At 58.2% G+C, this 22,129-nt stretch carries 20 protein-coding genes; 14 read left to right on the top strand and 6 right to left on the bottom strand.

Annotation, left to right across the window (positions count from 1 at the left end; genetic code table 11):
• Positions 1-64 precede the first annotated feature (64 nt).
• The 6 genes from ACODR9_RS14935 (at position 65) to ACODR9_RS14910 (ending at position 7,676) form a co-directional block, all read left to right on the top strand.
• Positions 65-1,330 (top strand): aromatic ring-hydroxylating oxygenase subunit alpha, encoded by a 1,266-nt coding sequence (locus ACODR9_RS14935; protein ID WP_488810208.1) that lies wholly within the window; start codon positions 65-67, stop codon positions 1,328-1,330.
• Between the two features lie 227 nt (positions 1,331-1,557).
• A complete protein-coding gene (locus ACODR9_RS14930; protein ID WP_488810207.1) occupies positions 1,558-2,685 on the top strand; it encodes an FAD-binding oxidoreductase in 1,128 nt (375 codons plus the stop codon).
• Between the two features lie 715 nt (positions 2,686-3,400).
• Complete coding sequence (locus tag ACODR9_RS14925) at positions 3,401-4,450, top strand: quaternary amine ABC transporter ATP-binding protein (RefSeq protein WP_488810205.1); 1,050 nt, start codon at positions 3,401-3,403, stop codon at positions 4,448-4,450.
• An 81-nt stretch (positions 4,451-4,531) separates the two neighbouring features.
• Positions 4,532-5,398: an ABC transporter permease gene (locus tag ACODR9_RS14920; RefSeq protein ID WP_488810204.1), complete on the top strand. Its 867-nt coding sequence runs from the start codon at positions 4,532-4,534 to the stop codon at positions 5,396-5,398.
• A 95-nt stretch (positions 5,399-5,493) separates the two neighbouring features.
• The gene (locus ACODR9_RS14915; protein ID WP_488810203.1) at positions 5,494-6,480 is read left to right on the top strand and encodes a GlxA family transcriptional regulator; all 987 of its coding nucleotides are present in this window, start codon (positions 5,494-5,496) and stop codon (positions 6,478-6,480) included.
• 257 nt (positions 6,481-6,737) lie between these two features.
• Positions 6,738-7,676, top strand: coding sequence for a choline ABC transporter substrate-binding protein (locus ACODR9_RS14910; protein ID WP_488810202.1), 939 nt, complete (start codon positions 6,738-6,740; stop codon positions 7,674-7,676).
• A 701-nt stretch (positions 7,677-8,377) separates the two neighbouring features.
• Here the strand turns inward: ACODR9_RS14910 and ACODR9_RS14905 are convergent.
• From ACODR9_RS14905 to ACODR9_RS14895, 3 genes are all read right to left on the bottom strand, one after another.
• On the bottom strand, positions 8,378-8,890 hold the full coding sequence (locus ACODR9_RS14905) for a hypothetical protein (protein WP_488810201.1): 513 nt from the start codon (positions 8,888-8,890) through the stop codon (positions 8,378-8,380).
• A 147-nt stretch (positions 8,891-9,037) separates the two neighbouring features.
• Positions 9,038-9,412 carry a DUF1878 family protein gene (locus ACODR9_RS14900; protein WP_488810200.1) on the bottom strand — a complete coding sequence of 125 codons (375 nt, stop codon included), beginning with the start codon at positions 9,410-9,412 and terminating at the stop codon, positions 9,038-9,040.
• Positions 9,412-9,870: a hypothetical protein gene (locus ACODR9_RS14895; RefSeq protein WP_488810199.1), complete on the bottom strand. Its 459-nt coding sequence runs from the start codon at positions 9,868-9,870 to the stop codon at positions 9,412-9,414. The genes ACODR9_RS14900 and ACODR9_RS14895 overlap by 1 nt, the downstream gene beginning before the upstream one ends.
• Positions 9,871-10,681: 811 nt before the next feature.
• On the opposite strand from ACODR9_RS14895, the gene ACODR9_RS14890 reads away from it, so the two are divergent.
• The 8 genes from ACODR9_RS14890 (at position 10,682) to ACODR9_RS14855 (ending at position 19,998) form a co-directional block, all read left to right on the top strand.
• The gene (locus tag ACODR9_RS14890; protein WP_488810198.1) at positions 10,682-11,374 is read left to right on the top strand and encodes a hypothetical protein; all 693 of its coding nucleotides are present in this window, start codon (positions 10,682-10,684) and stop codon (positions 11,372-11,374) included.
• A 98-nt stretch (positions 11,375-11,472) separates the two neighbouring features.
• Positions 11,473-11,727 carry a hypothetical protein gene (locus ACODR9_RS14885; RefSeq protein ID WP_488810197.1) on the top strand — a complete coding sequence of 85 codons (255 nt, stop codon included), beginning with the start codon at positions 11,473-11,475 and terminating at the stop codon, positions 11,725-11,727.
• Positions 11,728-12,414: 687 nt separating this feature from the next.
• Entirely contained in the window at positions 12,415-13,617 is a 1,203-nt protein-coding gene (fdhA, locus tag ACODR9_RS14880) for a formaldehyde dehydrogenase, glutathione-independent (protein ID WP_488810196.1), read from the top strand.
• A gap of 145 nt (positions 13,618-13,762) precedes the next feature.
• On the top strand, positions 13,763-14,239 hold the full coding sequence (locus tag ACODR9_RS14875) for a formate dehydrogenase subunit gamma (RefSeq protein WP_488810195.1): 477 nt from the start codon (positions 13,763-13,765) through the stop codon (positions 14,237-14,239).
• Positions 14,233-15,792: a formate dehydrogenase beta subunit gene (locus tag ACODR9_RS14870; RefSeq protein ID WP_488810193.1), complete on the top strand. Its 1,560-nt coding sequence runs from the start codon at positions 14,233-14,235 to the stop codon at positions 15,790-15,792. Before ACODR9_RS14875 ends, ACODR9_RS14870 begins: the two co-directional genes overlap by 7 nt.
• The gene (gene fdhF / locus ACODR9_RS14865) at positions 15,789-18,659 is read left to right on the top strand and encodes a formate dehydrogenase subunit alpha (RefSeq protein ID WP_488810192.1); all 2,871 of its coding nucleotides are present in this window, start codon (positions 15,789-15,791) and stop codon (positions 18,657-18,659) included. Before ACODR9_RS14870 ends, fdhF begins: the two co-directional genes overlap by 4 nt.
• Positions 18,656-18,886, top strand: coding sequence for a formate dehydrogenase subunit delta (locus ACODR9_RS14860; RefSeq protein ID WP_199103144.1), 231 nt, complete (start codon positions 18,656-18,658; stop codon positions 18,884-18,886). The genes fdhF and ACODR9_RS14860 overlap by 4 nt, the downstream gene beginning before the upstream one ends.
• Before the next feature lie 215 nt (positions 18,887-19,101).
• Complete coding sequence (locus ACODR9_RS14855) at positions 19,102-19,998, top strand: substrate-binding periplasmic protein (protein WP_488810190.1); 897 nt, start codon at positions 19,102-19,104, stop codon at positions 19,996-19,998.
• Positions 19,999-20,461: 463 nt separating this feature from the next.
• Here the strand turns inward: ACODR9_RS14855 and ACODR9_RS14850 are convergent, their stop codons facing one another.
• From ACODR9_RS14850 to ACODR9_RS14840, 3 genes are all read right to left on the bottom strand, one after another.
• Complete coding sequence (locus tag ACODR9_RS14850) at positions 20,462-20,932, bottom strand: tlde1 domain-containing protein (RefSeq protein ID WP_488810189.1); 471 nt, start codon at positions 20,930-20,932, stop codon at positions 20,462-20,464.
• Complete coding sequence (locus ACODR9_RS14845; RefSeq protein ID WP_488810188.1) at positions 20,851-21,123, bottom strand: hypothetical protein; 273 nt, start codon at positions 21,121-21,123, stop codon at positions 20,851-20,853. Before ACODR9_RS14845 ends, ACODR9_RS14850 begins: the two co-directional genes overlap by 82 nt.
• 78 nt (positions 21,124-21,201) lie before the next feature.
• A complete protein-coding gene (locus ACODR9_RS14840) occupies positions 21,202-22,110 on the bottom strand; it encodes a sugar kinase (protein ID WP_488810187.1) in 909 nt (302 codons plus the stop codon).
• Positions 22,111-22,129 lie beyond the last annotated feature (19 nt).

Below are 22,129 nucleotides of genomic sequence, written 5' to 3'. Positions count from 1 at the left end.
ACCAGCACCCCACCCACCGGCTAGCAGGATGCCTGAGCAAAAACTTGTTTTGGAGATGAGTGAAATGCAAGAGAGCGCCATTAGCTTCCAGCCGGTACACAAACTGCGCGAGCTGGTTGCCCGCCGCCAGCCGGGGCATAGTCTGGAAGCCCCGTTTTACAATTCGCAGGAAGTGTTTGATGCCGACCTCAAATACATCTTCCAGCGCCATTGGCTCTACGTGGCGGTGGCGGCGGAGATCCCGGAGCCGGGCGACTACGTCACTGTGGAAATCGGCAAGGAACCCATTCTGATCCTGCGTGACGACGACATGCAGATCAAGGCTTTCCACAATGTCTGCCGCCACCGTGGCTCGCGCCTGTGCGCCGATGAAAAAGGCTCGGTGGGCAATCTGGTCTGTCCGTATCACCAGTGGACCTACAACCTGGCCGGCAAGCTGATTTTTGCCGACCACATGCCCGAAGGCTTCGACCTGACGCACCACAGCCTGAAGCCGGTGCATCTGAAGAATCTGGAAGGTCTGCTGTTTGTTTGCCTGGCCGATGAGCCGCCCGCCGACATCGACCAGATGCTGGAACAGATGGGCCCCTATATCGCCCCGCACCAGATTGAAAACACCAAGGTTGCCGCCCAGATCGACATCATCGAGGCGGGCAACTGGAAGCTGACGATGGAAAACAACCGTGAGTGCTATCACTGCACCGGCAACCATCCCGAGCTCACCATCTCGCTGTATGCCTACAGCTATGGCTTTGCCCCCAAGGCGGAACTGGCGGCGGGCCTGGCCAATTACGAAAACATCGTCAAAGACAGCCATGCGCGCTGGGAGTCCTGTGGCCTGCCGTCGGCGGAAATCGAAAAGCTGTCCGACGTATCGGGCTTTCGTACCATGCGTATGCCGCTGGACCGCAAGGGCCAGTCGCAAACCATGGACACCGGCGCAGCCTGTAAAAAGCTGCTGGGCGACATCAAGGATGCCGATTCGGGTGGCCTGTCCTTCTGGACTCAGCCCAACTCCTGGCACCATTTCATGGCCGACCACATCGTCACCTTCACCGTCTTGCCGCTAAGCCCGGACACCACGCTGGTACGCACCAAGTGGCTGGTGCACAAAGACGCGGTGGAAGGCGTGGATTACGACGTAGCCAACCTCACCCACGTGTGGAACGCCACCAACGGTCAGGACCGCCATCTGGTGGAAGAGTCGCAGGTGGGGGTGAATAGCTCCTCCTACCGTCCTGGCCCGTACTCGCCGTATACCGAAGAACTGGTGGAAAAATTCACCAGCTGGTATGTCGGCCGCCTGGAAGCGGGGCTGGAGCAGGGTTGATCCGGTTTTCAGCTTAGTAAAACGTAGTAAACGGCAGGCTGCCTGGCGCAGCCTGCCACTTATAGACGCGTTAACAAAACCGTGTAGAGAACCCGAGCCAAGGCGCGCCGTTGCAGACAGTACATGAAGTACGGCAAGGCAGCGCAACGCTTGCGCGGGGTTTTGTTATAGGGTCTTACAGCAACAGCCCGCCAACGGGCGATCAGCCAGCCAGCAAAGGAATCGCCATGAGCAGCGCCAGCACACATCCGCATATCCACCCCCAAGCGGACACCCACCCCCAGCCCGCCGATCTGCCGTGGTGGCAGCCGGGTGAAGACAGCACGCTGGAGTGCGTGCAGGTGCGTGAGGAAACCCACGACGTCAAAACCTTTGTGTTCCGTGCCGATCCGCCGCGCCGTTTTCATTACCAGCCCGGCCAGTTCATCACGCTGGAACTGGACATCGGTGGTGAGAGCGTCAACCGCTGCTATACCCTGTCCTCCAGCCCCACCCGGCCAGACCGGGTCAGCATCACGGTCAAGCGCATTCCCGGCGGCGTGGTTTCCGGCTGGTTGCACGAGGTGCTTCGTCCCGGCATGCAGCTGAACGTGCTGGGGCCGTCCGGTGAATTTACCTATGTACGCCATGCCAGCACGCCGTATCTGTTCTTGTCCGCTGGCAGCGGCATCACGCCGTTGATGTCGATGAGCCGGGCGCTGACCGACCTGTCCAGCGGTGCTGATATCGTATTCGTGCATAGCGCGCGCTCGCCGCGCGACATCATTTTCCGCAAGGAACTGGCGCAGCTGGCCAGCAGCCATCCCACCTTCAGTCAGGCGATTGTCTGTGAAAACCGTCAGGGCGAGCCGGAATGGCCGGGTTTTACCGGCCGACTGGACGCCTCGCGTCTGCTGCACATGGTGCCGGACTTGATGGCGCGCCAGGTGTTCTGCTGCGGCCCGGCCCCGTATATGGCCTCGGTGCGGCAAATGCTGCAGGACTGCGGCTTTGACATGCAGCACTACCACGAAGAAAGCTTCAATTTTGCCGAGCTGGCCGCCGCCGCGCCGGATGAGGCGGTGGACGAAATATCCGCCAGCTGCGAGGGCGGCGGTTTCAATGTGCACTTTGCCAAGATGGGTGACGATTTGTCGGTCGCACCGGGGCAAACCGTACTGGCCGCCGCGCTGGCCAAGGGCATGCGCCTGCCCGCCTCCTGCACCCGTGGGGTATGTGGCACCTGCAAGACCAAATTGCTGGAAGGCAAGGTGGACATGCAGCACGAAGGCGGTATCCGCCAGCGTGAAGTCGACCAGGGCTATTTTCTGCCTTGCTGCAGCAAACCGCTGAGCGATCTGGTGGTGGACCGCTGATTGTCCGAGCGCTGATTTCCCCTCGGCCTGCTTCCCCGGCAGGCTGCTCGTGTGGCTCCCTTGATGCCTGCTTGTCGTTTCGGCAACAGGCATTTTTCTTGCTTTATATCTTTTAAGTAGGGAAAAAGCCTGCGCTTATGCGATTGGTGCGCTGCATCAGGAAAATACACTGTATTAACAGAATGAGCTGATTGTTTATTGCTGTTTTTTTACGACAGCCATGAACGGTGCTCAGGCTGTCGCAAGGGGTGGCTAAAGGCCTGATTTTACTGAGGGGGATGAAGAATTGTCATTTTTCGACCGGATGTCGTTTCAAGACAGCTTGGCGTCGGAATGTAGTTATTTTCAATACCACTAACTCCCTATCGTAATCCTTGATTTACATTAAATATTCTTCGAAAGCGTTGGCGGTGAAACGGGTGGTTGTTGTTGCAGCGCAAGGTGCTGCCTGCCACGTCCGGACCGGTGGGCAACGGCCATGGGGAATAGATGACCGCAGTCTGCCAGCGATGCCTGGCACGCATGTTTAGATGTCCCGGAACAACGCACGTCGTATCTGGGTAGACCACAGTCCCGGCCCGGCAGCATGGCTGCCATGCCGGACACGATGGAAGACAGCCAGCCGCACCAGATTTCAGCACTGCCGGACAGCGCAGGGAATGAAGCAGGCGACAGGATTGGTCCAGCGTGCGATCGCTACGAAGGAGAAGAGACAATGCAGTCGGCCAAGATAGTGGTGAAGAACCTCTACAAGGTTTTTGGAGGCAAGTCCTCGGATGTCATGCGCATGCTGAAGTCTGGCACGCACAAAGATGAAGTCTTCAAGCAGACCGGCAGTGTGGTCGGCGTGAACGATGTGTCGTTTTCCGTGCAGGAGGGTGAAATCTTCGTATTGATGGGCCTGTCCGGTTCCGGCAAATCCACGCTGATCCGCCTGATCAACCGCCTGATGGACCCCACCGACGGCCAGATCATCCTGGATGGCCAGGACATCACCAAGCTCAATCACAAGCAACTGGTGGATTTGCGCCGCCGCGACATGAGCATGGTGTTTCAGAGCTTTGCCCTGATGCCACACCGCTCGGTGCTGGATAACGCGGCTTTCGGGCTGGAAATTTCCGGGGTAGACCGCAAGACCCGCGAAGCCCGTGGCATGGAAGTCCTGGAACAAGTGGGCCTGGCCCCGTTTGCCCACAAATATCCGCACGAACTGTCCGGTGGCATGCAGCAGCGTGTCGGCCTGGTGCGTGCGCTGGCGGTCAACCCCTCGCTGATGCTGATGGACGAAGCGTTCTCGGCGCTGGACCCGCTCAAGCGCTCGGAAATGCAGGACATCCTGCTTAAGCTGCAGCGCGAGCAGCGCCGCACCATTTTCTTTGTGTCGCACGATCTGGAAGAGGCGCTGCGCATCGGCACCCGCATCGCCATCATGGAAGGCGGACGGCTGGTACAGGTGGGTACGCCGCAGGAAATCATCGAAAACCCGGCGGACGACTACGTGCGCAACTTCTTCAAGAGCGTGGATACCTCGCGTTATCTGCAAGCCAAGGACCTGATCGAAGTGGCCAATCCGCCGCACTCGGGCCGCCCCGGCCTGCATGTGCCGCCGTCCTGCAGCCTGCCGGATGTGTTGCAGCAGTTGCTGGGCCAGACCGAACCCTTGCAGGTGCGTGACGATCAGGGCCAGTGCCTGGGCCTGATTACGCCCAGCAGCGTGCTGAGCAAGATCTCCCAGCACCGCCTGCAAAGCACCGCCACCAACTGAACCGGACAACTGGCAAACCGTGCCGTCCCTGGGCCGCCGTGTCGGGATGGTGCGTGAGCCGCACCGAAGGAGTACGCCGTCATGGCTGATATCAGCACGCAAGACATGTTGCCGATTGGCGACTGGGTCAACAAGGTCATTCATTTCATGCTGGACCACAACGCCGGGGCCTTTGACGCCATCGGCAACACCATCGACTGGTTTGCCACCATGGTGGAATTCCTGTTGCTGGGCATTCCGCCGCTGGCCATGGGCGCAATTTTTGCTTGTGTAGGTTTCTGGCGGCTGGGCTGGAAGTTTGCCCTGTTTGTCTGCGCCGCGCTGGGCTTGATCTGGGCCACCGGCTTTTGGGGGCAAACCATCGCCACGCTGGCGCTGACCCTGTCTGCCACCTGCGTCAGCCTGATGCTGGGGGTGCCGGTGGGCATCTGGTGTGCGCGCAACAAGCTGGTGGGCATGCTGGTGCGCCCGGTGCTGGATTTCATGCAAACCATGCCAGCCTTTGTTTACCTGATTCCGGCCGCCATGTTCTTTGGCCTGGGCCGGGTACCGGGGATTCTGGCCACCGTGGTGTTTGCCGTGCCACCTGCTGTGCGCCTCACCAGCCTGGGCATCCGCATGGTGAACAAGGAGCAGGTAGAGGCGGGCAACGCCTTTGGCTGTACCTCCTGGCAGCTGTTGTTCAAGGTGCAGCTGCCCATCGCGCTGCCATCCATCATGGCCGGGGTCAACCAGACCATCATGATGGCGCTGTCCATGGTGATCATTGCCTCCATGGTGGGGGCCGGTGGCCTGGGTAACGATGTACTGGCCAGTATCCAGCGGCTGGATGTGGGCCTGGGCTTTGAAAGCGGCCTGGCGGTGGTGCTCTTGGCCATCATTCTGGACCGCATTACCGAGAGTTTCGGCCACACGCCCACCACGCGTGCGGCAGAGCAGGGCAGTTAGACCCTGCAACAGCAAACAGGCCGGATGGCAAGCATCATCCGGCCGATGCAAGACAACACAAAACCATTCAACACACATCACCTACCGAGGTCACCATGGGTCCACAACAAATCGCTTCGTTGTCGCATATTGGTTTCCTGCTGCTGGACAAGTTCTCCATGATTGCGTTTTCCAATGCCGTGGAACCGCTGCGCATGGCCAACTATCTGTCACGCAAGAAGCTGTACCGCTGGAGCCTGCTGTCGGCCGATGGCCAACCGGTGGCCGCCAGCAACGGGCTGGAGCTATCGCCCATTACCGCCCCCGAAGCCCCGCAGCAATACGACATGCTGATTGTCTGTGGCGGCTGGCAGGTACGTGATGCTGTGGACGACAAGGTGTTGTCCATCATCCGCCGCTTTGCCGCCCAGGGCGTGCCGCTGGGGGCCATCTGTACCGGCACGTTTGCCTTGGCCAAGGCCGGGGTTCTCAATGGCTACCGCTGTGCCATCCACTGGGAAAACCTGCTGTCCATCAGCGAGGAATTCCCCAAGACCAAGTTCACCTCCGACCTGTTTGTACTGGATCGCGACCGCTTTACCTGTAGTGGCGGCACGGCGCCGCTGGATTTCATGTGTCACCTGATTCGCCACAAGGGCGGCAAGAGCCTGGCGGCGGATGTGTCCGAGCAGTTTATCGTTGACCGCCTGCGCGACAATGGCGACCGCCAGCACATCCCCTTGCTGGCGCGCATCGGCACCGGCCACGAAACCCTGGTGGATGCGGCGCTGTCGATGGAAAGCAATATCGAAAACCCGCGCTCGCTGGAAAACCTGGCCGACGAACTGGGCGTGTCGCTGCGCCATCTGGAGCGCCTGTTCAAGCGCTATCTGAATACCACCCCGGCGCAGTATTACCTGGACTTGCGCCTGCGCCGCGCGCGCGAATTGCTGCTGCAAACCAATATGAGCGTGATGGAAGTCACCGTAGCCTGTGGTTTTCTGTCCTCATCGCATTTCTCCAAATCCTATCGTGGCTTGTTCGGCTATCCGCCCAGCCGCGAGCGGCAGCAGTATCTGGTGGACTCTGCTGTCATCGCCTGAGCCTGGTGGCTGCCGGGCGGCAAAACCGGCAGCCGGCCATGGCGGCCAGTGCTGTTACTCCTTGCAGTGCTGGTTTTTTTTCTACGGCGCTTTCTTGCAAATCGCGGTCGTGCTGGCGCAAGTCCGGTTACGGCTTCATGGCACTCTTGCCATGTGTCAGATCCTGGTTATCCACACATTCATGGCTGTTCTGCCTGCGGCACGGCGCGGCAATCCTGTCGATGGCTTCATCAAAATATTTATACGGGAGTGGTGTAATGAAAATTCGCAAGCTGATGCTGGGTACGGTATTGCTGGCTGCCTGTGGCAGCGCGCTGGCCAATGACCCGGCGCAATGCCGCAATGTCCGTTTTGCCGATGTAGGCTGGACCGACATCGCCGCCACCACCGGCATGGCCAGCGTGGTGCTGGAAGGCCTGGGCTACAAGCCCACTACCACCATCGCCTCGGTGCCGATTACCTTTTCCGGCATCAAGAGCAAGCAGATCGACGTGTTTCTGGGTTACTGGAACCCGTCCATGACCCCGGTGATCGAGCCCTTCGTCAAGGCCGGCCAGATCAAGGTGCTGGACACCCCCAACCTGGTGGGTGCCAAGTACACGCTGGCGGTGCCGGACTATGTGGCAGCCGGTGGCCTGAAGGATTTCAAGGACATTGCCAAGTTCAAGGACAAGCTGGACGGCAAGATCTACGGCATCGAACCGGGTAATGACGGCAATTTGCTGATTGACGGCATGATCAAGAAAAACCAGTTCAATCTGGCTGGTTTCAAGATGGTGGAATCCAGCGAAGCCGGCATGCTGGCCGAAGTGGAACGCTCCATCCGTCAGAAAAAGTGGATTGTGTTCCTAGGCTGGGAACCGCACCCGATGAACGTGAAATACAAGATGGCCTACCTGACCGGCGGCGACGACGTGTTCGGCCCCAATCTGGGTGAGGCCAAGGTGTTTACCGCCATCAGCCCGGATTACGAAACCCGCTGTCCCAATGTGGGCAAGCTGCTGCATAACCTGCGCTTTACCACCTCCGTGGAAAACCGTGTGATGGGCCCGATCATGGACAAGGTGAAGCCGGAAATCGCCGCGCGTGACTATCTGAAAAAGAACCCGGACATCCTGAAAACCTGGCTGGCCGGTGTCACCACCCTGGATGGCAAGCCTGGCCTTGCCGCAGTGAACAAGGCACTGGGTCACTGATTTAATCGGTAGCGCACCTTTGAAAGCCCCGGCTCCGGTCGGGGCTTTTTGCTGGGGAGGCTGGTGTGCGGCCTATGGCAGCTCCGACCTTTGTTCTTATCATCCCGTTCGCCGCGCGGAAGCGGCATGTGAATCATCATTCGCGCGAGCGGATTTAACTTTTAAAATCAAAGGAAAAGGCAACTTCGCGGGTCTCGTCCCGCCGTCGAGGTACTTTACTTTTGCTTCGCCAAAAGAAAGTACCCAAAGAAAAGGCTACCCGCAGCGCGTCGAATTCCCGCCGCAGCCGCACCGCCCAAGGCGCGGCTGAACTCGCACCGTGCTAGCGTCACGGTGCTCAAACATGCAGCCGCTTAACACCTTGGGCGGCACGTCTGCGTCGGCTCGCGCTGACGGGAGCAGGTTTCGTTGGTACGGTCTTGCGATAACGGATCACTGTTTGGACCGTCACCAATACAGGTCAAGATTTTCTCCATGCCAACGTGCTAGCATGACTGGTATCGGCCAGGAGCGGACATGCATAACTTTCAACTACTCGGCAGCTGAATGGCCGGTATTTATCGAAGAGCTGCCATGAACGATAGCATCAGGCGCGCGCGGCAACGCACGTCGGCTGCATTTGATGTTAGATCGCGTCTAAGAGCCACGGGCCTTTGCGCTCCTACGGTTTTTGAATTTTGCTTTCTATGCAGAATGATAAATTAATTATTGGGGAAGGGTTTCCAAACATAGGGATTTTTGGAGAACTGGAATGTTTCAATTATGTTAATGCGACTTTTCTCAAGGACTAAAAATGTTTGCCCATGACTCGGCTTGGTTCCTTCATAGGTAACGATGGCGAGTATCCCAACTTTTCTAAGCTCGTCTGCGGCCGGTTTGTCGCCGAGTTTGTTTCTGAGGGTCTGGTAGATTACATGTGCATCAAATGCGCTTTCAATTTTTTGGAAGATTTTGCTGATGCGCAATTTGGTGCATTGATTCATTTTTGAAACGGGTACATCAAGGTGAAGGATTTCCTCTTCGGTCAGTTCTAGTTTCACCTCATAAAGATATCCGGCACCATCGCGGAAGTTAATATATTCTGAAAAATATTCACCACCTTTTCTATGTTCTGCAAAATAAAATCCCCAGCCTAATGAATCACCCTCGCCGGATTTTATTTCATTTTCAGAGAATTCTGTAAAATAAGATCTTCCACCATGCCATGCATGCACTGTTTATCCTCTTTTAAGTCCGTGGCAATGCTATGAATTTTCTCGGTGTTTAACGCATAGAGTCAGGTGCGCGCGGCAACGCGCGTCACCTGCATTTAAATGTTAGGCCGCGCCCAAGAATCACAGGCCTTTTATCCTAATTTTGTGTTAGCGTTTTTTGCTAAGTGCAATAGATTTTAATTCAACAGAAACTGTGTCGCCAAAGCTTGATGCATATGCATGACAAACTTCAGTCCACTGGTCGTTTTTAAAGAAAGACAGAATGATTAATTTTAACCTCTGATAGGAAATATGTAATTTATCATCAAACTCTCTCTCAAATTCATGCCAATTTATTTTTTCTGATTTTTGGAGTTTTTCGTCAAATTTCTCAAAAATATCATGAGCTAAGTCTAGATTTTCCTCAGACCAGTTGAAACTTACAACTAAAGATGCAATTGGATTCTCGTTAAAGTCAATGGATTCGGCAAGAAGTTTTACATGAAACTCAAGTTTGCTAAGCCGGTTCGCAATATTTTCCATTATGCTTTCCCATCAAGTTTGAATACTTTTGAATTGACCTCGGAGAGGACTTCCTGAATCAAGGACTGTGCCTGGAACGGATCAACCGGAGGTGTTGATTTTTTAATTTCGTAGGATTTTAGAAGATTTTGAGCATCTACGACCTTTTGTCGAATAACAGAATTATTACCGTTGAGAACATGTGAGCTGAGCACGTGATCGAAGTGCGGCCAAATCCTTTCTAAGGCCTCATTGATTCTAAAGCCGCGTGGAATATTAGTGAGATCACGGGGAAGTTTTCGCACTTCTTCCTGGCATCTATATAGTGATTCTGTGACCCGCATGAGTGAAACCTTCTCTACGTCAACCTTTATCTGGTCTGAGTAATTTTTCGCTTTCTTTGCCTGCTCTAGAGTAAATATGGCACCCCCAATGGTTATGATGGCACCGCAAATTGTAATTATACTATCTGGTGTCAAGATATTTCCTTTGTGAACGCTAAATCTGGTGATACACCGAGAAAGTGCTGTCGTCTAACAGTGTTTATACGGACCGCGACGTCCGAATAAAAATTGATATTGCGACCAGCCATTATTATATCCAAACAGCATGTTTTTCAAGCGATTTTACATGCCCATGTCCGTATAACAACCCTCAACTTCCCTGGCGTCATTGCCATTCCTGGCCCGCTCGGTCACTAGCTCACTCGATAGCAGCAGACGTAGCCGATTCATAGGAAGGAATCGCCTCCAAGCGGCAGCTTCGTTACTGAATGCGGTTGTTTCGTAGTTGTGAAAGTGAAGAGCCGCAGTGGGTCGTAAGCAGAAATCTATTTGGTAGCATCCGAAATCGTCTTATCTACTGAATTCCCCACCGCACCAACGCGCCAACCGGTCCCGTCAAGCATGCCGACGGGTGGCCGGGGCGAGGTCTTAAGCGCCTGCTTTGTTTGAGCGATTTGACGTTAGCAAATCGCGAGTTCAGGCGCGCCTCGCACCGGACGGGACCTGTCGGGCAGCCGCAGGCCATACGATGCGGCTAGCTTTTCCCGTAGTGGGGATCTTTGGCCAAGCAAAGATCCCTTTCCCGTCCGCTGCGCGGAAGCGGCAACACAAAACATCATTCGCACAGCGGATTCAAACCCCTTACCTGCACCACATGCCAGTGTTTCCGTGCCCCTCTACCCTTGCTGCTGCCAACAACGCTGATTAGCCTTACCCGGTTGCGCCACTAGGCGCAATCAGGTTTGGCGACCTGTATATCTAGTTGGTGAAATTGGAGATCAGCCCCATGACACAAAACTCACCATCAGCCATTCCCCCACCCCTTACCCTGTCCTACCTCGGCAAACTCATCCGCCTCCACATCCACCACCACACCTGCTGCCTGCACGGCGATGACATCCTCCAGCTATTCGGCCCACGCCTGCGCCATCGCCTGCAACACATCCTCCAACAACATCCCTGCTGTAAACACCCACCACACGACAGCCCGCCACAATATTGGCCGGAAAACACCCTGCAACAGGCCCTGCGCCAAATCCATCGCCCCGCTACACAACGGCTGTACCACTGGCTGAACCGCCAAATCCTCCCCGCGCTGCAACAACGGCCAAGCGACGCACCACGCCACGACCAGGCATTGGCAATGGCCGCCGAGGCCGGGCAGCAGATCAGCCATGCGGTATTACGTGCGGTACTGGAACAGGGACAAGGCTGGCAGCACGGCCATTGGCTGCTGAAACTGCATTTCACCCCCAACCACGCCAGCCGCCATGCCCATGGCCGACTGGTGGCGCTCAACAGTCAGGCCACGCCTTTGCAGGCATTGGCCCAGCACATTGCCGCGCCGGATGGTTTGCCCAGCAGCAATGCCGAGCTATTGCGACTGGCGGAAGCTTGCCATCAGCTATTGGCCAGACGGATGAACAAACAGGCGTGGCGGGTGGAGGCGGCAGAGGGCAGGGGACCAACGCCAAACTGAAACCGGGCAGCTGCAGGCCATGCTTGTTGGTGGCCTTCGCGGTGAAGGAGGGCTTGGCCACGCAAGCCCTCTTTCCCGTTCGCCGCGCGGAAGCGGCAATGCAAAACATCATCCGCGTGAGCGGATGCTTGTCCTTTGTGCATCAAGAAAACCATCGAAAAGCAAAGACAAAAACAACTTCGCGGGTCTCGCCCCGCCGTCGAGGTACTTTACTTTTGCTTCGCCAAAAGAAAGTTCCCAAAGAAAAGGCGACCCGCAGCGCGTCGAATTCCCGCCCCAGCCGCACCACTCAGGGCGCGGCCGGAACTTGCGGCGCGCTAACGTCGCGCCGCTTCGGACAGCCGACCGCTTAAAACCCTGAGCGGCACGCCTGTGTCGGCTCGCGCTGACGGGACTGGGCCAGCTCCGACAGAGGTTTTAATTAAAAGACAGGCCGGGTGACTTCAGGGGAAAGTGCGCAGAAATGGACGCAGCCCGAAACCATCAGAAACCACCGCACCGACGCCACCCTTGTCCCCATCAAGCATGCCGACGGGTGGCCGGGGCGAGGTATTAAGCGCCTGCCCTGTTTGAGCGATTTGACGTTAGCAAATCGCGAGTTCAGGCGCGCCTCGGCCCGGTCGGGCCCTGTCGGGCAGCCGCAGGCCATGCTTGCCGGGGTGGCCTGGGAGGTGAAGGAGGGCTTGGCCAGGCAAGCCCTCTTTCCCGCCTGCCGCGCGGAAGCGGCATGTAAAACATCATCCGCGTGAGCGGAGGCAAATAAGCACCGCACCGACGTCGCACCATTTCCCGTTCGCCGCGCAGAAGCTGCAATGAAAGCCTGCCCACCACCGGTTCTATACATAAAACCCCATGATTACACTGGTTTTTTTGTGTGGGTCAACCGTGGCAAACAGACGCTATCCACCGCAAAGTTGTCGTATTTGTTCAAGTTGCCCATCACCCACTCCCTTACCTTAAGGTGGGCCGCCAGCCATGGCTGGCGCAGGCTCCCCCCGGAGCGGGGCGCGCTCCGATGCAGTGGCAGTGAGGAGACAACAATGACGGGAAACCGCGGCGTAGTTTATGTAGGGCCAGGCAAGGTAGAAGTGCAGTCCATTCCCTTTCCCGAGCTGGTGTCCCCCCTGGGGCGCAAGCTGGGCCATGGGGTGATCCTGAAAGTACTCAGCACCAATATCTGTGGCTCGGACCAACACATGGTGCGTGGCCGCACCACCGCGCCTTCCGGCCTGGTGCTGGGGCATGAAATCACCGGCGAGGTGATCGAACTGGGCAGCGATGTGGAAACCCTGCAAAAGGGCGACATTGTATCGGTGCCGTTCAATGTGGCGTGCGGTCGTTGCCGCTGCTGCAAAGAACAGCACACCGGTGTGTGCCTGTCGGTGAACCCGTCCCGCGCTGGCGGAGCCTATGGCTATGTGGACATGGGCGGCTGGGTGGGCGGGCAGGCGGAATACGTGATGGTGCCGTATGCCGACTTCAACCTGCTGAAATTCCCCGACCGCGATCAAGCCATGGCCAAGATCCGCGACCTGACCTGCCTGTCCGACATTCTGCCCACCGGTTATCACGGTGCGGTATCGGCAGGTGTCGGCCCCGGCAGCACGGTGTATGTGGCTGGCGCAGGCCCGGTAGGGCTGGCCGCTGCGGCATCGGCCCGCTTGCTGGGCGCGGCAGTGGTGATTGTGGGGGATGTGAACCCGGCGCGGCTGGTGCATGCGCGGGCGGTGGGTTTTGAAACCGCCGATCTGTCGCAGGACGCCACGCTGGCCGAGCAGATTGCCGCCATTCTGGGTGTGCCGGAAGTGGATTGTGCGATTGATGCCGTCGGTTTCGAGGCGCGTGGTCATGGCCATGCCGGGTCGCAGCAGGAAGCCCCGGCCACCGTGCTCAATTCGCTGATGGAAGTCACCCGCGAAGCCGGGCGCATTGGTATTCCCGGCCTGTATGTGACCGACGACCCCGGTGCCAAGGACGAGGCCGCACGCCGTGGCAGCTTGTCGGTACGTCTGGGCCTGGGCTGGGCCAAATCCCACGCCTTCTTCACCGGCCAAACCCCGGTGATGAAGTACAACCGTGCGCTGATGCAGGCCATTTTGTGGGACCGCATCAATATCGCCGAAGTGGTGGGCGTGGAGCTGATTACCCTGGATCAGGCCCCGCAGGGTTATGCGGCTTTCGATGGCGGTGCACCGAAGAAATTCGTCATCGACCCACATCTGCAATTGCTCAGCGCGGCCTGACACCGGACTCACCATCACGGAGTATTTGCCCAAGCGGCAGCTAACGCTAATTGGGCATTGCAGTGCGCTGCCAGACGGCGCAATCTTGCCGTCTGGCAGTCAAACAGCCTGTTTTCAAGCAGGGCTCACGCGCAGGACCACACGCATGAACACACAACAACAAGAGACACTCCAGCAACTGCTGCAGCAATACCGGGACCTGCCCGGCGGCCTGCTGCCGTTGCTGCACGCCGTACAGGATGCACTGGGCCATATTCCGGCGGATGCCATCCCTGACATTGCCCGCCGCATGAACCAGAGTCAGGCCGAGGTGCATGGCGTCATCGGCTTCTATCACGATTTCCGCACCACCCCACCCGCCGCGCACAGCCTGCGCCTGTGCCGCGCCGAAGCCTGCCAGAGCATGGGTTCCGAGGCGCTGGCCGCCCAGCTGCGCACGCAACTGGGGGTGGACGATCACGGCCACACTGCCGACGGCCAGCTGGAGTTGCGCCCGGTGTACTGCCTGGGCGCCTGTGCCTGTGCCCCGGCCTTGCAGCTGGATGGCCAGTTGCACGCGCGCGTCACCCCGGAACAACTGACTGCCCTGTTGGCATCCTGTAGCAAGGAGGGTTCATGCTGACCCTGTATATCCCGATGGATTCGGTCGCCTGCGCCGTGGGCGCAGATGCCGTGGCGGCGGAGTTTACCGCTGAAGCGGCGCGCCGCAAGCTGGACATCAATATTGTGCGCACCAGCTCGCGCGGCCTGTTCTGGCTGGAGCCGCTGCTGGAAGTGGACACCCCGCAAGGCCGTGCCGGTTATCGCGAAGTCAGCCCGGATCAAGTCGCCAGCCTGCTGGATGTGGATCTGGCCGCCAATGGCGATCACCTGTTGTCAGTCGGTCTGGTGGAGCAACTGCCTTATCTGAAAACCCAGCAGCGCCTGCTGTTTGCCCGCGCTGGCATCACCAGCCCGCTGTCGCTGGAACATTATCTGGCCCATGGCGGTTATCAGGGGCTGGAGCACGCGGCGCGGCTGAGCCACGACGAAATCGTGGCCGAGGTGCTGGAATCCGGCCTGCGTGGCCGTGGCGGTGCGGCTTTCCCGGCGGGCATCAAGTGGCGCACCGTGCGTCAGGCCCAGGCCGAGCAGAAATACGTGGTATGCAATGCCGACGAGGGCGATTCCGGCAGCTTTGCCGACCGCATGCTGATGGAGGGCGACCCCTTCCTGCTGATTGAGGGCATGACCATTGCCGGGCTGGCGGTAGGTGCCAGCCGGGGCTACATCTATGTGCGTTCCGAATACGCCCCGGCCATTGCCGTGCTGCGTCAGGCGATTGATATTGCCCGCGCCCATGGCTATCTGGGTGAGGATGTGGCCCACGGCGGGCATGAATTTGAGATTGAAGTGCGCGAAGGTGCCGGGGCTTATATCTGCGGCGAGGAAACCTCGCTGTTGGAATCGGTAGAAGGCCGCCGTGGCACGGTTCGCGCCAAGCCGCCACTACCGGCTTTGCAAGGCCTGTTCGGCCAGCCCACTCTGGTGCACAACGTGCTGTCGCTGGCCTCGGTGCCGCTGATCATGTCGCGCGGGGCCAGCTGGTATCGCAATTTCGGCATGGGCCGTTCGCTGGGCACCATGGCTTTCCAGCTGGCAGGCAATGTACGGCGTGGCGGGCTGGTGGAGCGGGCGTTCGGTTTGACCTTGCGTGAGCTGGTGCACGACTACGGCGGCGGTACCGCCAGCGGCAAACCGGTAAAAGCCGTACAGCTGGGCGGCCCCTTGGGCGCGTGGATTCCACCGTCGCAGTTTGATACCCCGCTGGATTACGAAGCGCTGGCTGCCATTGGTGCCATGCTGGGCCACGGTGGCGCGGTGCTGTGCGATGACAGCTTGCACCTGGGGCAGATGGCACGCTTTGCCATGCAGTTCTGCGCCGAGGAATCCTGCGGCAAATGCACGCCCTGTCGCATCGGCTCCACCCGTGGGGTGGAAGTGATCGACCGCCTACTGGCCGCACCGGATAGCGCCGAGCGCCAGCGCCAGCGCGCGCTGCTGGATGATCTGTGCGACACCATGCAATACGGCTCTTTGTGCGCGCTGGGCGGCATGACGCCGTTCCCCGTGCAAAGTGCCATGCGTCATTTCCCGGCCGATTTCGGGCTGGAACCACAGGAGAAAGCACAATGAGCTGCCAATGCGGAGCAGGTGCATCCTGCAACAAGGACATGGGCACGCCGGCACGCGCCGGTGAGGCCAGCATCACCCTCACCATCGACGGCCAGAACATCAGCGTGCCGCCGGGTACTTCTGTCATGCACGCGGCGGCGCTGCTGGACACCGCCATTCCCAAGCTGTGCGCCACCGACAGCCTGGAGCCGTTTGGCTCCTGCCGCATGTGCATGGTGGAAATCGACGGCCATCGCGGCTATCCGGCTTCCTGTACCACCCCGGTATCGCCCGGCATGGTGGTGCGTACCCAAAGCGACAAGCTGGCCAAGCTGCGCCGGGGCGTGATGGAGCTGTATATCTCCGATCATCCGCTGGACTGCCTTACCTGTAGTGCCAATGGCAATTGCGAGCTGCAAACCGTTGCCGGGCAGGTGGGCCTGCGTGAAGTGCGCTATGGCATGGACGGGGCCAACCATCTGCAGGACAAGAAAGACGTTTCCAACCCGTATTTCGATTACGACCCGTCCAAGTGCATCGTGTGCAACCGCTGCGTGCGCGCCTGTGAAGAAACCCAGGGCACGTTTGCGCTGACCATTGCCGGGCGCGGTTTCGATTCCCGTGTCAGCCCGGCAGGCGGGGCGGATTTTCTTGGTTCGGAATGCGTGTCCTGCGGGGCCTGTGTACAGGCCTGCCCGACTGCCACGCTGATGGAAAAGAGCGTTATCCAGTGGGGCCAGCCGGAACGCAGCGTTATCACCACCTGCGCTTATTGCGGCGTGGGCTGCTCCTTCCGTGCCGAACTCAAGGGCAATCAGCTGGTGCGCATGGTGCCGGACAAAAACGGCCAGGCCAATCATGGCCACTCCTGCGTCAAGGGCCGTTTTGCCTGGGGCTATGCCACCCACCCGGACCGCATCACCAAGCCGATGATACGCAGCAGCATCGACGAGCCGTGGCAGGAAGTCAGCTGGGAAGTGGCGCTCAATCATGCTGCCAGCGAATTCCGCCGCATCCAGCAACAATATGGCCGCGACGCGGTGGGCGGCATCACCTCCAGCCGCTGCACCAATGAAGAAACCTATCTGGTGCAAAAGCTGGTGCGCGCCGCCTTTGGCAATAACAATGTCGACACCTGCGCCCGCGTCTGCCATTCGCCCACCGGTTATGGCCTGAAACAGACGCTGGGCGAATCCGCCGGTACCCAAAGCTTCGATTCGGTGATGCAGGCCGATGTGGTGCTGGTGATCGGCGCCAATCCCAGCGACGCTCACCCGGTGTTTGCCTCCCAGCTCAAGCGCCGCCTGCGCCAGGGCGCGCAGCTGATTGTCATCGACCCGCGCCGTATCGATCTGGTGGACGCCATCCACGCCCGCGCTGCCCACCATCTGGCGCTGCGCCCCGGCACCAATGTGGCCATGCTCAATGCGCTGGCCCATGTCATCGTCACCGAAGGGCTGCTGGACGAAAACTTTGTCGCCGCCCGTTGCGATAGCGAAGCTTTTGGCCACTGGCGGCATTTTGTCGCCCAGCCGGAACACGCACCGGAAGCCATGGCCGACGTATGTGGTGTAGCTGCGGATGACATCCGCGCCGCCGCCCGGCTGTATGCCAGTGCGGACAATGCCGCCATTTATTACGGCCTGGGCGTGACCGAACACAGCCAGGGCAGTACCTCGGTGATGGCGATTGCCAACCTGGCCATGGCCACCGGCAATATCGGCCGCGAAGGCGTGGGGGTGAACCCGCTGCGCGGTCAGAACAATGTGCAGGGCTCCTGCGATATGGGCAGCTTCCCGCACGAATTCCCCGGCTACCGCCATGTGTCGGACGACATGGTGCGCGCCGAATTTGAACAGGCCTGGGGCGTGTCGCTGCATAACGAACCCGGCCTGCGCATTCCCAATATGTTCGAAGCCGCACTGGATGGCAGCTTCAAGGCGCTGTACTGCCAGGGCGAGGACATCGCGCAGAGCGACCCCAATACCCAGCATGTCACCGCCGCGCTGTCGGCCATGGAATGCGTGGTGGTGCAGGATATTTTCCTCAACGAAACCGCCAAGTTTGCCCATGTGTTCTTGCCGGGCAGCTCCTTCCTGGAAAAGGACGGCACCTTCACCAATGCCGAGCGCCGCATCTCGCGCGTGCGCAAGGTGATGGATCCGCTGGGCGGCAAGGCCGACTGGGAAGTCACCGTGGCCCTGGCCCAGGCCTTGGGCTATGCGATGGACTACAGCCATCCGGCAGAAATCATGGACGAAATCGCCCGCCTGACGCCCACCTTCAACGGCGTCAGCTATGCCGCGCTGGACCGCCATGGCAGCCTGCAATGGCCATGCAATGCGGCAGCGCCGGATGGCACGGTCACCATGCATATTGGCGAATTCGTACGCGGCAAGGGCCGCTTCATGATTACCCGCTATGTGCCGACCGAAGAACGTGTCAACAGCCGCTTCCCGCTGTTGCTCACCACCGGGCGCATCCTCAGTCAGTACAATGTGGGCGCGCAAACCCGCCGCACCGACAACGTAGCCTGGCACGAGGAAGACCGGCTGGAAATCCACCCCGCCGATGCCGAAAACCGTGGCATTGTCGATGGCGACTGGGTGGGCGTGGCCAGCCGTGCCGGCCAGACCGTACTGCGCGCCAAGGTGAGCGAACGGGTGGCCGCCGGGGTGGTGTACACCACCTTCCACTTCCCGGAATCCGGGGCCAATGTCATCACCACGGATAATTCCGACTGGGCCACCAATTGCCCGGAATACAAGGTAACGGCAGTGGAAATCATCAAGGTCAACCAGCCGTCGGAATGGCAACAACGCTACCGCCATTTCAGTCGTCAGCAACAGGAGCTGCTGCGGCAAGGCCGTGGGGAGGAGGTGCAATGAACCCGTCACACCTGGTGAAGATGGCTAATCAGATCAGCGACTTTTTCAGCGCCGATTGCAGCGAGGAAGAAGCCGCCGCCGAAATCGCCAGCCATCTGCAACGTTTCTGGGCCCCGGCCATGCGTCAGCGGCTGGCGCAGGCGGTAGAGCAGGGCGAGGCGCAAGACTTGCGACCGGCGGCCTGCCTCGCCGTACGCAAGTTGGCATTGCCGACAGCACAACACTAAGCAATAAGGGATGCGCGACAGCATGCTGCGCATCCCGATCTTGTCCTGCCCGGCCACTCTTCCCCTCCGTGCTTTTGCACCAGCCTGCCCGCCAAGTAACAAAACTTGTCATTCCCCCGTGCTGCAGTATGCTGGGGGAACAGACTGCCCCTCACGCAGACAGCGATGAACTTTCATATTGTCTGCGTAAGCTAAGGCAGCACAGGACGGGACGCATGCCATCATTCAGTATTTTCAAGCCCTTCTCTTGCCCGTATTCGTGGCGTATCTGGCTGTTGGCACTGCTTTGCTTGCCAGGGCTGGCCCATGCGCAGGCGGGAGATCAGGTCATCCGTTACTACCCCGGCGGCAGTATTTACACCTACCGTTGGGACTTGCTCAAGCTGGCGCTGGATCATGTGGAGAAGCTGGATCATCACCACTACGAACTGGTGCCGCTGAGCGAAAAGGTTACGCAATGGCGTGCCGAACAGCTGCTGATCTCGGGCAAGGTGGATGTGCTGGCCTTTGCACCCAATAGCCAGCGGGAGCGACTGCTACAGCCGGTGCGCATGGACATCCTCAAGGGCATCATCGGCTACCGGGTGTTTTTTGTGCGCAAGGATGATCTGCCCATCTTCAAGGGCATGAATCCGCAGCAATTCCGTACCGGTGTCCGGCTGGGACTCAATAGCCAGTGGGCCGACTACCCCATCATGAAGAACAACGGCTACGAAGTGCTGGCATCCATCGGCTATGAAAGCCTGTTCGAGATGCTGGCCGCCGGTCGTTTCGATGCATTTCCGCGCGGGCTGAACGAGGTGGGCAGTGAAATGCGGGAGCAGTTGCCCCACTATCCCGGCCTGACGCTGGAAAAAACCAAGGCCATCTACTTTCCCTTTCCCGTGTATTTCTGGGTGAGCAAGGAAAACACGCCATTGGCCAAACGTGTACTACAGGGCCTTAAACTGGCCGAACGCGATGGCAGTTTCAAGGCGCTGTTTCTGCGGCATCACGCGGAAGCCATCCAGTTGTTGGCCGACAATGGCTGGCAAACCACGCAGATCGCCAATACCGAATTACCGCCCGGTAATGTCAAACCGGATACCAGCTGGTGGTGGAAGCGGCGCTGAGCAGCTTGGTAGTAATAGCCAAGTCTGTTAAATGTATTCTATAAAGTGGTTAATCTGCGCGGGATGTGTGTGTGGTCAACTACAGTACGCCATACATTATCAGGCAGAAGTAAAAAAATATTGATGTATTGGCAATGAATGGCAACCATAACAGCCACTTGTTTTTGATTTGTATGGGTCGCCATAACATTAACAAAGCCAGTCCTGCTGCGATGATGTCAAATATTGCCCAGCCATAATAAATGACTATCTCCAGGTATTTTTTGAAGTGGTAATATTGAGGCGGATAAGGAAATTGCTCGAAGAGTAGAAAGACCCTATGGTAGTCTGGTGTTTTGTCGAATGGTGATAGTATATTATACAGCCCGCCCACTGTGATAATAAGAAACAGATAAAGGCTGAGCAACAATTTTAATCCATGTAGCAGGCTAGCTTTAATGTTATATCTATTTTTGATCATGGCCTAATTCCGTTCTAACCGGCTGCGGTGGTAGTCTTGTCCATCGGGTAGGTGCTTGTAACGCACCTCCAGCAACATATCCTTCCCATAGCGCTGGAAATATTCTGCAAAACTGTCCATGTTATTGGTCAAATCAACACATCCCGCTGAGCCCGGAAATTCTCCGCCATGAATGGTAAAGCCATGACGGCCATGCACATTAGTATGTGTCTGAGGAATCAATGCTATTCGTTGTTCACCCCATGCTGTCCTACAGCCAGGCCATTTCCCCAGTTTCAACTGAAGCCAACCAGAAAAACAGATCAAGCGACTAAATGAGTCTGTTCCTTCCCAAGTATAAAACTCACTCTGTTTAAGCAGATAGGAGCCTTCAGGAATCGGCCCTTTATCTCTTAGGCTTTGAAACCTGGGCGACCAATAGCCTTCACGCCCAGAATACGCGGTCCATTTTTTTCTTGGCCGGCTTCTTGCCAAAACAGAGTTTCACCATCGAACAATAAGCTGGCCTGCCTGCGCTGCCATTCCCTGAAATGCTCCTCCACCTTCATCAGGTCAAACAGTTCCTGATCCGTGAAACGGTTAGTATCACCATGCAGTCTATGGCGGGCTTGCTCTCGCAGTGTTCTCATAAAGGAATGATCATTACGCAAGCGATACACGTCCATCGACAGCCTCCTGATTCATTCCATGAGTGATCATCAAAAGCAAAACACCGGCAAGTTGCCGGTGTTTGTCTGTATCAATCAGCGCTGCGGCATGACGTCGCGCGGGATAATGGCTCCGCTGTGGGCAATCACGGCTGCTGACAGGCGATGGGCAAAGGCTGCGGCCTGGGCGGGGGGATAGCCCAATACCCGGCTGGCCAGATAGCCGGCGGCAAACGAATCACCAGCTGCCGTGGTATCCACCACTTGTGGTACGGCAGTGGCCAGTACCTCTGCCCGCAAATCAGCACTGGCCAACAGGCATGGTTCACCGCCGCGCTTGATCACCACTTCCTTGCAGCCCAATGCCAGTGTGCGTTGGGCGACGGTTTCTGCATCTTCCTTGCCATACAGTGCTTGTTCATCGTCCAGCGTCAGCAGGGCGATATCGGCCAGGGCCAGGACGGTTTCATGTCCTGCACGCGCTTGTGCGGATGTCCAGAGCGAGGGGCGGAAGTTGTTGTCAAACCAGATTTTGCCGCCATCCTGGGCGAAGTCACGCAGGGCATCCAGCAGGCGTTGTCGCTCGCGGTCGTTGAACAGGGCCAGCGAAATTCCAGACAGGTAAACCGCCTGAAGCTGTGCGGTGTGCAGCAGGCTGGAAAAGTCGATGCCGGAAGCAAAGTAATGGCGCGCGGCACTGTCGTTGCGCCAGTACAGGAAGCTGCGCTCGCCATGGGCATCGGTTTCCACCATGTACAGACCGGGCAGTTTGCCTGGCAGGATGACGATGTGGCTGACATCCACACCTTCGGCTTGCCAGTCCGCCAGCAGCTGACGGCTGAGACTGTCCTGTCCCATGCCGGTCAGATAGCGCACCTGATGGGGGCTACCCGCCAACACGCGCGCCAGATAAATGGCAGTGTTCAGGGTATCGCCACCAAAGCGGCGTTGTAGCGGCTGACCGCTCAGTTCGATCATGCCTTCACCAAGGCAGGCAATATGCATGGTGCTGTCTTTCCTGTGA

This window comes from Aquitalea sp. FG25, from assembly GCF_057809375.1.
The sequence above is the reverse complement of the archived record's forward strand: the minus strand, read 5'-3'. Positions and strand labels throughout refer to the sequence as shown.

What these genes read in the sequence shown, in the direction of transcription:
- ACODR9_RS14925 (WP_488810205.1), top strand. Translation starts at nt 3,401, where the DNA reads ATGCAGTCGGCCAAGATAGTGGTGAAGAACCTCTACAAGGTTTTTGGA.
- ACODR9_RS14920 (WP_488810204.1), top strand. Translation starts at nt 4,532, where the DNA reads ATGGCTGATATCAGCACGCAAGACATGTTGCCGATTGGCGACTGGGTC.
- fdhF (WP_488810192.1), top strand. Translation starts at nt 15,789, where the DNA reads ATGAGCTGCCAATGCGGAGCAGGTGCATCCTGCAACAAGGACATGGGC.
- ACODR9_RS14910 (WP_488810202.1), top strand. Translation starts at nt 6,738, where the DNA reads ATGAAAATTCGCAAGCTGATGCTGGGTACGGTATTGCTGGCTGCCTGT.
- ACODR9_RS14870 (WP_488810193.1), top strand. Translation starts at nt 14,233, where the DNA reads ATGCTGACCCTGTATATCCCGATGGATTCGGTCGCCTGCGCCGTGGGC.
- ACODR9_RS14875 (WP_488810195.1), top strand. Translation starts at nt 13,763, where the DNA reads ATGAACACACAACAACAAGAGACACTCCAGCAACTGCTGCAGCAATAC.
- ACODR9_RS14845 (WP_488810188.1), bottom strand. Translation starts at nt 21,123, where the DNA reads ATGGACGTGTATCGCTTGCGTAATGATCATTCCTTTATGAGAACACTG.
- ACODR9_RS14885 (WP_488810197.1), top strand. Translation starts at nt 11,473, where the DNA reads ATGCAAAACATCATCCGCGTGAGCGGATGCTTGTCCTTTGTGCATCAA.
- ACODR9_RS14890 (WP_488810198.1), top strand. Translation starts at nt 10,682, where the DNA reads ATGACACAAAACTCACCATCAGCCATTCCCCCACCCCTTACCCTGTCC.
- ACODR9_RS14915 (WP_488810203.1), top strand. Translation starts at nt 5,494, where the DNA reads ATGGGTCCACAACAAATCGCTTCGTTGTCGCATATTGGTTTCCTGCTG.
- ACODR9_RS14860 (WP_199103144.1), top strand. Translation starts at nt 18,656, where the DNA reads ATGAACCCGTCACACCTGGTGAAGATGGCTAATCAGATCAGCGACTTT.
- ACODR9_RS14900 (WP_488810200.1), bottom strand. Translation starts at nt 9,412, where the DNA reads ATGGAAAATATTGCGAACCGGCTTAGCAAACTTGAGTTTCATGTAAAA.
- ACODR9_RS14855 (WP_488810190.1), top strand. Translation starts at nt 19,102, where the DNA reads ATGCCATCATTCAGTATTTTCAAGCCCTTCTCTTGCCCGTATTCGTGG.
- ACODR9_RS14840 (WP_488810187.1), bottom strand. Translation starts at nt 22,110, where the DNA reads ATGCATATTGCCTGCCTTGGTGAAGGCATGATCGAACTGAGCGGTCAG.
- fdhA (WP_488810196.1), top strand. Translation starts at nt 12,415, where the DNA reads ATGACGGGAAACCGCGGCGTAGTTTATGTAGGGCCAGGCAAGGTAGAA.
- ACODR9_RS14930 (WP_488810207.1), top strand. Translation starts at nt 1,558, where the DNA reads ATGAGCAGCGCCAGCACACATCCGCATATCCACCCCCAAGCGGACACC.
- ACODR9_RS14935 (WP_488810208.1), top strand. Translation starts at nt 65, where the DNA reads ATGCAAGAGAGCGCCATTAGCTTCCAGCCGGTACACAAACTGCGCGAG.